The organism is Roseibium suaedae (assembly GCF_900142725.1).
In the GTDB taxonomy this organism is placed as follows: domain Bacteria; phylum Pseudomonadota; class Alphaproteobacteria; order Rhizobiales; family Stappiaceae; genus Roseibium; species Roseibium suaedae.
In genome coordinates, this window is the sequence record NZ_FRBW01000002.1 from 106,598 (window position 1) to 119,696 (window position 13,099).

The 13,099-nt window shown below is 61.3% G+C and carries 7 protein-coding genes; 3 read left to right on the forward strand and 4 right to left on the reverse strand.

Annotated elements, in window-relative coordinates; translation table 11 throughout:
• The first annotated feature begins 166 nt into the window (after positions 1-166).
• Positions 167-1,432 (forward strand): M23 family metallopeptidase, encoded by a 1,266-nt coding sequence (locus BUA94_RS07450; RefSeq protein WP_175558016.1) that lies wholly within the window; start codon positions 167-169, stop codon positions 1,430-1,432.
• An 80-nt stretch (positions 1,433-1,512) separates the two neighbouring features.
• On the opposite strand, the gene prfB is transcribed toward BUA94_RS07450, so the two are convergent.
• The 3 genes from prfB to BUA94_RS07465 all read right to left on the reverse strand — a co-directional run bounded on the left by prfB (position 1,513) and on the right by BUA94_RS07465 (position 6,633).
• Positions 1,513-2,644 (reverse strand): peptide chain release factor 2 gene (gene prfB / locus BUA94_RS07455; RefSeq protein ID WP_139251059.1). Its coding sequence is split into 2 segments (ribosomal slippage): positions 1,513-2,574 and positions 2,576-2,644, totalling 1,131 coding nucleotides; the frame shifts between segments, so codons are not numbered across the junction.
• A 140-nt stretch (positions 2,645-2,784) separates the two neighbouring features.
• Positions 2,785-5,238: a penicillin-binding protein 1A gene (locus BUA94_RS07460; protein WP_073011345.1), complete on the reverse strand. Its 2,454-nt coding sequence runs from the start codon at positions 5,236-5,238 to the stop codon at positions 2,785-2,787.
• 168 nt (positions 5,239-5,406) lie between these two features.
• Positions 5,407-6,633 (reverse strand): N-acetylmuramoyl-L-alanine amidase, encoded by a 1,227-nt coding sequence (locus BUA94_RS07465; protein WP_073013718.1) that lies wholly within the window; start codon positions 6,631-6,633, stop codon positions 5,407-5,409.
• Positions 6,634-7,411: 778 nt separating this feature from the next.
• Here BUA94_RS07465 and BUA94_RS07470 point away from each other — a divergent pair.
• Positions 7,412-10,060, forward strand: a complete 2,649-nt coding sequence (locus BUA94_RS07470; RefSeq protein ID WP_073011348.1) for a ribonuclease E/G — start codon at positions 7,412-7,414, stop codon at positions 10,058-10,060.
• A gap of 214 nt (positions 10,061-10,274) precedes the next feature.
• Here BUA94_RS07470 and BUA94_RS07475 read toward each other — a convergent pair whose 3' ends face one another.
• Positions 10,275-11,456 (reverse strand): aminotransferase class I/II-fold pyridoxal phosphate-dependent enzyme, encoded by a 1,182-nt coding sequence (locus tag BUA94_RS07475; protein ID WP_073011351.1) that lies wholly within the window; start codon positions 11,454-11,456, stop codon positions 10,275-10,277.
• Positions 11,457-11,657: 201 nt separating this feature from the next.
• On the opposite strand from BUA94_RS07475, the gene BUA94_RS07480 reads away from it, so the two are divergent.
• Entirely contained in the window at positions 11,658-13,091 is a 1,434-nt protein-coding gene (locus tag BUA94_RS07480; RefSeq protein WP_235860496.1) for a M48 family metalloprotease, read from the forward strand.
• The last annotated feature ends 8 nt before the right edge of the window (positions 13,092-13,099 follow it).

Sequence of the window (13,099 nt, forward strand, 5' to 3'; positions counted from 1 at the left end):
AATTAACCTTAACACTCTCTAATCAACGGCAATCAGACACCACCAAGAAATGGGTAGTCCGTTGACTGTGTACCGTACACATGAAAGAGAGACCGGACAGCAGGCGGAACGGCAACAGCAGCAGCCTCACGCCTTTGCAAAGCCGGCCGCGGCCACGCCCCGAAAGATGGTCCGGCAAAGGAAGGTCCTTCTTGCAGCGGTTGCCGCATTCGCCCTTCTGGGCGCTGTCGGAGCGTCCTCCTCTCTCTGGTACCAATCGGTTGTCGAGGCAGAGACAAACCGGATCGATCTCCTGCAGCACAGCTATCAGGACCGCATCGACCGGCTGCGCGCTGAAATCGACAGGCTGAACAGCCGTCAGGCCCTGGACAGGGAAACCGTGGAATTGCGGGTCGGAGACCTGATCCGCCGTCAGCAGGCGCTCAGCAAGCGGCACGAGATCGTCTCCAAACTGATCCAGACGGCAGAAAGCAACGGCATTCTGATGCCGGACACAAGCACCCTGCCGAGCCCGAAGCCTCTGCTGGCACTTCAGGAGGAAGGCGCCGATTTCCTGAAGGAAGAAGGCTCCGCCATGGGCGGCGAGGCAGAGCTCGTCGATGATCCGATGAAGGCTCTCGGTCTGCGCGGCTCCACGCCCTTCGGCGCGATACCGGCAAATGAACAGCAAAATGCCGCTCAGCCGGGTTCCTCCGCCCCGGGTTCCTCCGCCAAGGACAAGCAGGCAGCGCTCGGCAAGGTCGAGGACGACATCGCCGCGATGGATGCGGAAAGCGCCGTGGTCCTGACCGCCCTCACCCGCGCCACCCGTAGGCAGATCGAAGGTATCCTGAAGGAAACTCGCCCGCTCGGCGTCGGCTTTGCCTCTGCCATGTCGGCAGTGCCTTCTATTCCCGCCCCTGCTGCAGACGTCGGCGGTCCCTTTGTCCCCTATCAGGATGAGGCTTTCCTGAACCGGGTCGAGACTGCGGAAGCATCCCTGGTCCAGCTCGCCAGATTGAAGAATGCTGCGCGCCGCCTGCCGATAGCCCGCCCGCTGGAAAGCGAGCAGATCTCCAGCGACTTCGGCCCGCGCCTTGACCCGTTCCTCAGCCGCATCGCCATGCACACGGGCATGGATTTCAAGGCTCCGTCCGGCACACGGGTCTATGCGACAGCGCCCGGCACGGTGATCAAGGCCCGTTACTCCGGCGGCTATGGCAAGATGGTCGAGATCCGTCACAGCAATGGATTGGTGACCCGCTACGGCCACCTCAGCCGCTTCCTGGTGCTGGAAGGTGATCATGTGACTGCTGGCGACGTCATCGGCAATGTCGGCACCACCGGCCGCTCCACCGGCCCCCACCTCCACTACGAGGTGCGCGTGGATGACACGGCGGTGGACCCGGAGCCCTTTGTGCGTGCCGGAGATCGGCTCGCAGCCTATCTCTGACCTTTGAGGTTCCCAGAAACAAAAACGGCGCCAGGATCATCCGGCGCCGTTTTTTCATTTTTCAAAGCTCAAGGGCCTGATCAGTCGATGTCAGCCACTTCGGCAGCTTCGCCGCCGAACACGCGCTGAGCCAGCGCCGCTTCCATGAACTGGTCCAGATCGCCGTCCAGAACGTCGGACGGCGAGGTGCTTTCGACGCCAGTGCGCAGATCCTTGACGAGCTGATAAGGCTGCAAGACGTAAGAGCGGATCTGGTGACCCCAGCCGATATCGGTCTTGGAAGCGTTTTCCTTGTTGGCCGCTTCTTCGCGCTTCTTCAGCTCGGCCTCATAGAGGCGCGCGCGCAGCATCGACCATGCGGTTGCACGGTTCTTGTGCTGGGAACGCTCGGTCTGGCACTGAACCACGATGTTCGTCGGGATATGCGTGATACGCACGGCCGAGTCGGTCGTGTTGACGTGCTGACCACCGGCACCAGACGCGCGGTAGGTATCGATACGGCAATCGCTTTCGTTGATGTCGATCTCGATCGAGTCATCAATCACCGGATAGACCCAGGCACTGGAGAAGCTGGTGTGACGGCGCGCCTGGCTGTCATAGGGAGAGATTCGCACCAGGCGGTGAACACCGGATTCGGTCTTCAGCCAGCCATAGGCGTTCTCACCCTTGATCTGCAGGGTCGCAGACTTGATGCCCGCTTCTTCACCATCATGGAATTCCAGCACATCCACCTTGTAACCGTGCTGTTCAGCCCAGCGGCGGTACATGCGCAGCATCATCGAAGCCCAGTCCTGGCTTTCGGTGCCACCAGCCCCGGAGTTGATTTCCAGATAGGCATCGTTGCCGTCGGCTTCGCCGGACAGGAGCGACTGCAGCTGGAGCGAGCGCACGCGCTTCTCAAGTCCGCGCAGGGCTTCCTCGGCTTCCTGGACGACGTCCTTGTCGCCTTCCATTTCGCCGAGTTCGATCAGCTCCATGTTGTCGGCAAGGTCCTGCTCCAGACCACGGACCCCATTGATGCCGTCTTCAAGCTGCTGACGCTCACGCATGAGCTTCTGCGCCTTGGACGGATCATTCCAAAGGGACGGATCCTCGGAGAGGGCATTGAGTTCGGCTAGTCTGACAAGGGCCTGATCCCAGTCAAAGATGCCTCCTCAGCAGGCTTATGGCCTGCTTGATTTCGTCGACGATGCCTTGCATTTCGGCGCGCATCGGATACCTCGCTTCAGTGCTGAAAAGACCAGCCCCTCAGGGCTGAATGAAAAGAAGCCCGGCCTTGAACCGGGCTTCAATTGGTGGCGGACATTACCCGCAGGCAGACGCCCTTGTAAACCGCAAGATCCGGAAAGGCCTCAGTAGAGACCGCCGGTTCCGCTCAGAACCGCCTGACCTGCCTCAGGAGACACGGTGCGCGGTACGCCCATCTCGTCCTGGAAGCCAATGACGGAGTAGCTGTCCGGCGGTGCCATGCCCGGCTTGAAGGCTTCGAGAATCGATCCCGGTGCGCCGGCAGAGGCCCGCAGACCGGTACGGCGGTCGATCGGGATCAGCTGCAGGCCCTTGGGGACACGGAACTCGACCGGCGGCTTGCCAGCCATGGCTTCCTTCATGAAGTCCACGAAGATCGGCGCAGAAACATGTCCACCGGTTGCCCCGCGGCCCATCGGCTTGGGCGTATCGAAACCAACATAGACGCCAACGGTCAGATCCGGGGTGAAGCCCATGAACCAGGCGTCCTTCTCGTCGTTGGTCGTGCCGGTCTTGCCGGCGACCGGACGGCCGAGAACCTTGACGGAAGTTGCCGTACCGCGCTGGACCACACCTTCCATCATCGAGGTGATCTGGTAGGCGGTCATCGGATCGAGCACCTGCTCGCGGTCATCGATCAGTTCCGGTTCAGCCTGGCCATGCCAGTCATCTTCGGAACAGGTCTCGCAGATGCGGCTGTCATGCTTGTAGATGGTGCGGCCATACCGGTCCTGAATACGGTCGATCAGGGTCGGCTGGATCCGGCGCCCGCCATTGGCGATGGTCGCATAGGCTGCGGTCATGCGCATCACGGTCGTCTCCCCTGCCCCGAGGGACATGGACAGAACCGGAAGCATGTTGTCGTAGATGCCGAAGCGCTTGGCGTATTCGGCGACCAGCGGCATGCCCATGTCCTGCGCCAGACGCACGGTCATGACGTTTCGCGACAGTTCGATGCCGGTCCGCAGGGTCGACGGGCCATAGAACTTGCCCGCATAGTTCTGCGGACGCCATGTGCCGAGTCCTGGTCCCTGGCTTATTTCCAGAGGCGCATCCATGATCACCGACGACGGCGTATAGCCATTGTCGAGAGCGGCAGCATAAAGGAACGGCTTGAACGACGAGCCCGGCTGGCGATGGGCCTGGGTTGCACGGTTGAACTCGCTCTGCGCGAAGCTGAAACCGCCGGACAGGGCCAGCACGCGGCCGGTATAGGGATCCATCACGACGATGGCGCCGGAGACCTTCGGGATTTGCCGCAGTTCATATGCGCCCGGAGCAACCTTGCTCTCTTCCACATAGACCACGTCACCGCGGTTCAGAACTTCCGAAACCGCAGAAGGTGCGCGGCCCTTGATGCGGGCCCATTTCATGCCGTCCAGAGACAGATCAGCAGTCACGCGCTCGTCGGAGAGCTTGCCGTTGACAAGCCGAGACGGCTGGATGCCGACCTTGGCCTGGGACGAGCCACTTTCCAGAACGACGGCCAGCTTCCACTCGGGCAGATCCGACAAGGCTTCGACCTTGCCGACATCCGCGCCCCAGTCAGCGCCCAGTTCAATCGTCTGGACCGGACCACGCCAGCTGCCGCGCTCGTGATCGAAGCGCATCAGCCCATCCATCAGCGCCTTGCGGGCGATGACCTGAAGATGGGGATCCATGGTGGAGCGAACGGAAAGACCACCTTCATAGAGGCGCTTCTCACCGAAGATGGAGGCCACTTCACGGCGCACTTCCTCGGTGAAGTACTCGGCAGCCAGAAGCTGGGTGCCGGTTTCGCGCGGGGTCACCTTCAGCGGCTTGGCCTTGGCTTCCTCACCAGCCTGAGCCGTCACATAGCCGTTCTCGACCATGCGGTCGATCACCCAGTTGCGGCGGGCAATTGCACGATCACGCTGACGGAACGGATGGTAGTTGTTCGGCGCCTTCGGCAGAGCCGCCAGATAGGCAGCCTCTTCCAGGGTCAGCTCGTGAACCGACTTGTCGAAATAGAGCAGCGAGGCCGCGGCAACACCGTAAGCGCCAATGCCCAGGTAGATCTCGTTCAGGTAGAGCTCGAGAATCTCGTCCTTGGTGTAGGCCTGCTCGATGCGCAGGGACAGAACCGCTTCCTTGATCTTGCGCTCATAGGAGAGTTCGTTGGTCAGAAGGAAGTTCTTCGCGACCTGCTGGGTGATCGTCGACGCACCTTCCGGACGGCGGCCCGTACCGATGTTCTGGACCAGACGGACGGCCGCACGGGCGATCCCTTCCGGGTCGATCCCCATGTGGTGGTAGAAATTCTTGTCTTCCGCAGAGATGTAGGCTTCCTTGACCATGTCCGGGATAGCCTGGATCGGCAGGAACATGCGGCGCTGATTGGCATATTCGGCCATCAGGCTGCCATCGGCAGCATGGACGCGCGTCATCACCGGCGGCTCGTAGTTCTTCAGCGCCGTGTAATCGGGCAGATCCTGTGTCAGGTGCTCAAGATAGATCCAGAGACCTGCCGCCATCACCAGGCCAAGGGCCGTGCCGATCCCAAACAGATAGCCGAAAAATTTAACCAGAAATTTCATGCGCGGGCTCGTCTTTCCCAGACCGGGTTTGCTGGGGGTCCCATAGCACAAGAACCTAGCGGAACGCACCGCCCCCAACCGTAACTTTTCATTAAAGCCTTCCTCTTCCACCAATATGGCGATGCTGAGGCGAAGCCGTCTCTCATTATACGCAAGACATCAAACAGATCAGTTGGCTGCGGGTTGTCCCGCGCCTTGCGCGACCCGCATGCGGAAGAAGGCATCGACGGCTTCCACCATCGCATCTGCCATCCGCTCACGCCACTTGTCCGACACAAGCAGTTTCTCATCAAATTCGTTTGACAGATAGCCCAGTTCGACAAGGACCGAGGGCACATCATGGGATTTGAGCACCCGAAAACCTGCGGAGCGGTGCGGGTTGTTGATCAGACGCACGGCGCTCTTCAGCTCATCCACCAGGGTTCGGGCAAAAAACACCGAGAAATTGCGCGATTCACGGCGAGCCAGATCGATCAGGATGTCCGTTACTTCCGCAGGCTCATCCGCCAGCACCACGCCGGCGATGATATCGGAGCTGTTTTCACTTTCCGCGATCTGACCGGCAAGACTGTCCGAGGCTCTGTCAGACAGGGTATAGACCGTCGCGCCGCGCACGGTCTCGCCGCCACGGCGCACGGAATCCGCATGAATGGAAATGAACAGATCCGCCGCCAGATCGTGGCCGATCTGAACGCGCTGGCTGAGCGGGATGAACGTGTCATCCTCGCGGGTCAGGTGGACCGTGTAGCGTCCGGTTTCCTCAAGCTTCCGCTTCAGAATGCTCGAGAAGTCCAGAACCACGGCCTTTTCCAGCGTTCCGTCCACGCCGCGCGCGCCCGTATCGATGCCGCCGTGCCCTGGATCCAGCACGATCACCGGACGGATCTTCTTTTCATCCGTCTCGATCCGGTCTGCCTTAGAGGACGTCGCGCCCTGATGCAGCGCCTCCCGGCTGGAGCTGGCAAATTTCAGAAACGTTTCCCGGTTGGACTTCACCAGATCGATCACGAGGCGGGCGGGCTGACCATCCACGGCCGGAATGACGAAGGTCTTGTCGACGGCGACCGGCTCGGTCACGTCCACAACGATGCGGGACTTGCCCGCCGCAAACAGGCCGAAGCGCCAGGCGGACACCAGCCCCCGTCCCTCGCTGCCAGCGTCTTCTGGAAGCTCGAAACGAACCTGGGGAAGATCGATGATCAGCCGGTAGGGATCGGCAAGAGCCGAGATCGCAACATTCACCTGGCGTTCCAGATCGACAATGATTCGGGTGCGGACATCATCACCTGCAACCCGCGCATCCACCACGGCGGGTGCATTCTGAGGGTCCTGTGCATAGGCCGGAAGGGATGCTCCGAGGGCTGAAAAAAGCACGCCAAGGAGAACCGTCAGCACAAATGCCAAACAGCCAAAAGGAATGGAGACAAAGGGCTTTAGGCCCGTTTTTTCACAGCTTACCGCCATTTTACCGTGCAATTGCTGGCATTGTTTGCCCCCTCACCTATCAGGTTGGCCGGGGGGATCAACTTCTAAAACGTCCCACAGCGTTCACATTGCTTGCAAACGGGAAGTTTGGACCGTAAAAGTACCTTACGGATTTCGGTCCAGTGCCGATACCTTCCCTGATGACGGAATGGAAGAGCTTTCCACATGTCATCTTGTCCGAGCGTGACAGACCGGGAGCAGTCAGGGAGCAGGATGAGGCCATCCTTCCCTAGCGTCCCCGAAGTGGTCGCGGTTCGCGACCGCCCTTGAACCGGCGGGAACACATCGCACTGAACCCGGCATCGACCCTTTATTGCGCCCGCCTGCAGATTTTTTTCAAAGTCGATTTCAGCAGAGGGGCAGCAGGAGCAGGGCGGCCAATCCGTGGCGCATGGATGCGGACCATGGGCACCGTTTCAGGACGGCTCCCGGACGACCTCAGAATTCCATGCAGGTGACAACGACTTAACACAAGGGCTTGCGTTGCCCCTGAAGGATCGCGCGATGCAAATGGCACTCGGAACAAGGACAGGCCCCGCTTCGGCGGCCGCTCTTGCCGATTGCTCGTCCGCGCCCGGCGCACGCCCTCCTTTCTCTTTCTTTGAAACCAGTACGGCAACCGCCTTCGCATTGAGCGACACGCGCAGGTTTTGCGCGACCTCAGCGGCTGCCGTGGAGATAATCGTTCATGGCAAACAAGATGCTGATCGACGCAGGCCACCCGGAGGAAACCCGGGTTGTGGTCGTGCGTGGCAATCGGGTTGAGGAATTCGATTTCGAAGCCGCCAACAGAAAGCAGCTTCGCGGAAACATCTACTTGGCAAAGGTCACGAGGGTAGAACCTTCCCTCCAGGCTGCATTTGTCGAATATGGCGGAAACCGGCACGGTTTCCTCGCCTTCAGTGAAATTCACCCCGATTACTACCAGATCCCTGTCGCCGACCGTCAGGCGCTTCTGGAAGAAGAAGGCTCCGGCTTCGACAGCGACGACACCGAAGAAAAGGCAAAGCCGCGCAGCCGGTCACGTTCGCGCGGTCGGGCCAAGGCCGCGAATGTCGAGGGCGCAGAGGACACGGTTTCCGAATCCGCAGACGCGGTAGACGCGTCCGGTGATGAGGCTGACACCCACGCAGACGGCAATCACGACGCACATGAGAACGGCGACCATGACGCCGGTGATCATGATCACGACCATGATCATGATGGCGAAGATACCGTCGATACGGTCGGCGCCGAAGACGCCATGGAAGAAGTGCCGGTCCGCCGCCAGTCGCGCCGCCAGTACAAGATCCAGGAAGTCATCAAGCGCCGCCAGGTCATTCTGGTGCAGGTCGTCAAGGAAGAACGCGGCAACAAGGGCGCGGCCCTGACCACGTATCTGTCGCTTGCCGGCCGCTATTCCGTCCTGATGCCGAACACCGGCCGCGGTGGCGGGATCTCCCGCAAGATCACCCAGCCGACGGACCGCAAGCGCCTGAAGAAGATCGCCTCCGAGCTGGAGGTGCCGGAAGGCATGGGCGTGATCCTGCGCACGGCCGGCGCAAGCCGAACCAAGGCAGAGATCAAGCGCGACTTCGAATATCTGATGCGCCTTTGGGAAAATGTGCGCGACCTGACGCTGAAGTCCACGGCGCCGAGCCTCGTCTATGAGGAAGGCAGCCTGATCAAGCGCTCGATCCGCGACCTTTACAACAAGGACATCGACGAAGTGCTCGTCGCTGGCGAGGAAGGCTACCGCGAGGCCAAGGACTTCATGCGCATGCTCATGCCGAGCCATGCCAAGAACGTCCAGCCCTACCGCGACGCCTCGCCGCTGTTCATTCGCTACGGCGTCGAGCCGCAGCTCGATGCGATGTTCTCGCCTCAGGTGACGCTCAAGTCCGGTGGCTATATCGTCATCAACCAGACGGAAGCTCTCGTCTCCATCGACGTGAACTCGGGCAAATCGACCCGTGAGCACAACATCGAGGACACTGCGCTCCAGACCAACCTGGAAGCGGCGGAAGAAGTCACCCGCCAGCTGCGCCTGCGCGATCTGGCCGGTCTTGTTGTCATCGACTTCATCGATATGGAGGAGAACAAGAACAACCGGGCTGTCGAGCGCAAGCTGAAGGAGTGTCTGAAGAACGATCGCGCGCGCATCCAAGTGGGCCGCATTTCGCACTTCGGTCTTCTGGAAATGTCGCGTCAGCGCATCCGCACCGGGGTTCTGGAAAGCTCCACGTCCCCCTGCCCGCATTGCCATGGCACCGGCATGATCCGGTCGGTGGAATCCGTCGCCCTGCATGTTCTGCGGTCGCTGGAAGACAACCTGCTGAAGTCAGCCACCCACAACCTGATCATCCGCACAACGGCTGCCGTCGCGCTCTACATCCTGAACCAGAAGCGGTCGCACCTGTCCGATTTGGAAGCCCGTTTCGCTGTCGAAATCGAGGTTCAGGCCGAGCACATGCACAACGGCCAGCACTATGTGCTGGAACGTGCAGATCCGGTCGACCGGGAGCGCTTCCCGCAGCCGGTGCAGCCGGTCATCCAGCCCCACACCATCGAGCCGATGGACGAGCTGGATCTGGAAGTCGAAGAGCCGGAAGACGAGGTTGAGGACGAAGAGATCGAGACCGAAGTCAGCCGCAATCAGGACGAAGGTGGCGACCGTGATCGCCGCCGCCGCCGCCGCCGCAAGCGCCGGCGCGGTGGCAGTGCCGAAGGTGGCCCGGACGGTGAAACCCGCGAGGGCTCTGCCGAAGGTGGCGAAGACGCACAGGGTGACGATGCGGACGCCGAAGACGGGGAACGGTCTGCGGAAGTTGGTGAAGGCGGTTCTGATGAGCCCCGCCGCAAGCGCCGCCGCGGCCGCCGTGGAGGTCGCCGTGGCCGCCGGAACGGTGAAGACGGTGAACTGAACGAGACTTCGGAAGATGGCAGCGATGCCGACGCTTCCGCAGAAGGCGACGACAGCTCCGATGAGGCTGCTGCTCCTGGCGAAGGCACCGAAGGCTCTTCCGAAGCTCCCGCTGGAGAGGCTCCGGAAACGGAAGCTGCTCCGGCGGCTGCGGTTCAAACTGCTGAAGTTCAGGCCACTGAAGTTCAGGCCACTGAAGTTCAGGCCGAAGAACCGGCTGCTCCGGCTGCTGAACCCGTGGAAGCTACTGTCGAACCGGCAGCCGCTGAAGAGGCTCCCGTCGCGGAATCTCCGAAGCAGGTCGAGATCGCGACCCCGGCTCCGTCTGCGGCGCCTGTCGAGCCGGTCGTGACCAGCGAGAGCGCTTCGAACGAGCCGGACGAACCGGAAAAGCCGAAGCGCGGCGGCTGGTGGCAGCGCCGTTCCTTCTTCTGAACTCTGTTCGGCAAGAGTTGAAATGAAAAAGGCGGATCTTCGGATCCGCCTTTTTTGTATTCGACCTTCAAGTCGTGCGATGTCCAGCTTCACACCTTTGCTGGCACCGCCCACCACAGGCCACCCCGGACAAGCGAAGCGCGATCCGGGGTGACCTCTAGGGATTCAACTTCTTGCGTCTTCGAGGTGCATGGGCAGCTTCCCGCGCGCGCTCTTAGCGCTTCAGCCAATCCCCCAGCTGCACCAAGGCCTGCTGCATGTCCTCATTGGATCCGGCAAAGGAGAAGCGCGTATAGGACGCGCCGCGGGTGAGGTCGAAATCCGCCCCCGGCGTGGCCGCGACCCCCGCCTCGGCCAGCATGGCCTTGGTGAAGGCAAGACTGTCCGCATCGAAGGCGCTCGTATCCGCATAGATGTAGAAAGCGCCATCCACCGGCAGCAGCTTGTCAAAGCCGAGCCCCGGCAGCCCTTCCAGCAGCAGCCTGCGGTTCTCCGCATAGCCCGCCTTGACCTTTTCCAGTTCGGCCGTGCCATCGAGTGCGGCAGCGGCGGCGATCTGGGAGACATCCGGCGGCGAAATGTAGAGTGACTGGGCAATCCGCTCGACCGGACGCACCAGCACCTCCGGCAGAACCATCCAGCCGATCCGCCAGCCGGTCATGCAATAGTATTTCGAGAAGCTGTTGATGATGATGGCCTGGCTGGACGTCGTCAGCGCCGTTTCCTGACGGCCTTCATAGACAAGCCCGTGATAAATCTCGTCCGAGATAAACCAGATGCCCTCGTCCTCGCAGTAGCGCACGAGATCCGCCAGAGCGTCCGGGGTCATCATCGTGCCGGTCGGATTGGCCGGGCTCGCAACGAGCACGCCCTTCACCGGCCCTTCCGCCTGCGCCTTGGCAATCAGATCCGGGGTCAGGCTCCAGCGGGTGTCCTCTCCCACGTCCACTTCCACCGGCACCAGCCCGAGCGCTTTCAGGATGTTGCGGTAGGCGGGATAGCCAGGTGAGGTCAGGACGATCCGGTCACCCGGATCAAAGGCCGCGAGAAAGGCCAGGTTGAAGCCTGCCGAAGACCCGGTGGTCAGCATGATGCGGTCCGGATGGACCTCGACCCCATAAGCATCGAGATAATGGCGGGCCAGCCGCTGGCGCACATCCGCGCGGCCCTTGGCTTCCGTGTAGCCGAGGCGGCCATGATCGAGCGCGGCACGGGCGGCAGCAAGCGCCGTTGACGGCGCTGGCGCTGCCGGCTGGCCGACTTCCATATGAATGATCCGCCGGCCCTGTGCTTCGAGGGCAGCAGCCTGAGACAGGACATCCATTGCCAGGAACGGCGCAACGGCGCTGCGGCCTGAAGCTTGGAAGGCAGGTCTCTGGCGGTTTCGGTCAGACATGAAGCAATTCCCCCGACGGCTTTCATCACGCGCTTGTGCGTTGTGCGGGGCTTCTACCATCTGCAACACCGGTTTGGTAAGCCACCTGTGCTTGACCGGCCAGTTCGAGGTTCTTAGGCTCTCGCAAAAGCAGGACCACAGACGCATTACAACCACCGGGACGACGGGATGACACGGCACCAAACAACGGGACAGCGGTTCGTGAGCGGATACGGCGCGAAACTGAAGGACATGCGCCTCGGATCAAGGTTTGCCGCGATGCTCAGCGCCTTGTCCGTTGCCCTGCCCTCGTTCATTGGCGCAACCGCTGCCCTTTCCCCGGAGACCGCATTTGCCCAGTCCGGCCGGAAGCTGCCGCTCGTGCGCGATGCCGAAGCCGAAGATCTGCTGCGCTCCTATGCCCAGCCCATCTTCAAGGTGGCCGGTCTTGGCAACACCCAGATCGATATCATTCTGGTGAATGACAAGGCCTTCAACGCCTTCGTCCCCGATTCGCACCGCATGTTCATCAATCTGGGCGTAATTCTTGAGGCGGAAACGCCCGGTGAAATCATCGGCGTGATTGCCCATGAAAGCGGGCACATCGCAGGCCGGCACCTGGTACGTTTGCGCGAGGCAGCAGCCAATGCGCAGATCATTGCGGTGATCGGCATGATCCTGGGCGCGGGCGCAGCCGTTGCCGGCGGCGCTTCAGGGAATTCCAGCGCCATCAGCGGCGGTGCAGCCGCAGCGCTCAGTTCAGGCAACGTCGGCCAGAGGTCCATGCTCGCCTATCAGCGCGGCGAGGAAGCTGCCGCAGACCGTGCCGCGCTCAAGTATCTTGAAGCGACCCACCAGAGCGGCAAAGGCATGCTGAAGACTTTCGAGCGCTTTGCCGAGCAGCAGGTCTTTTCCGCCCGCTTTGTCGACCCTTACGCCCAGAGCCACCCGATGGCCAATGAGCGCTACCGCTCGCTGGCAACGGATGTGATGAAGAGCAAATACTACGACACGCCAGCCCCCGCGGCTCTGCAGCACCGCCATGACATGGTCCGCGCCAAGATCCTGGCCTTCTCCAGCCATCCCAATGAAGTGCTGCGCCGTTATCCCCGTTCAGACAAGAGCCTTCCGGCCCAGTATGCCCGGGCCATTGCCTCGATGAAGCGGGATGGCCGGGCTGCCATCAAGGAAATCGACGCCCTGATCCGTCAGGAACCGTCCAATCCCTATTTTCAGGAACTGAAGGGGCAGGCCCTTTTGGAAAGCGGCAACCCGAAGGCCGCCATCGAGCCGTTCCGCCGGGCTCTGGCCCTGAAGCCGGGCGAAGGCCAGTTCCAGATCTGGCTTGGCTACGCGATGGTCTCGTCCAACGACAAGTCGCTTCTGCCGGAAGCGGAAACCATTTTGAAGCAAGGCATTCGCACAGACCCGAATTCCGGCATCGCCTATAGCCAGCTTGCCATTGCCCATGCCCGTCAGGGCGAAACCGCCGAGGCCGATCTGGCAACGGCAAAAGGCATGATGATGGCGGGGGATGTGGATGCGGCCCGCCGCTATGCGGCGCGCGCTCAAAAGAATTTGAAGCGCGGAACTCCAGCATGGCTTCAAGCTGACGATATTGTATCCTACAAACCACCGAAGCTGAACGGCCGCTGATTTTTCAA

Coding starts and splice junctions, on each gene's coding strand:
- BUA94_RS07450 (WP_175558016.1), top strand. CDS start 167: ATGGTCCGGCAAAGGAAGGTCCTTCTTGCAGCGGTTGCCGCATTCGCC.
- BUA94_RS07460 (WP_073011345.1), bottom strand. CDS start 5,238: ATGAAATTTCTGGTTAAATTTTTCGGCTATCTGTTTGGGATCGGCACG.
- BUA94_RS07470 (WP_073011348.1), top strand. CDS start 7,412: ATGGCAAACAAGATGCTGATCGACGCAGGCCACCCGGAGGAAACCCGG.
- BUA94_RS07475 (WP_073011351.1), bottom strand. CDS start 11,456: ATGTCTGACCGAAACCGCCAGAGACCTGCCTTCCAAGCTTCAGGCCGC.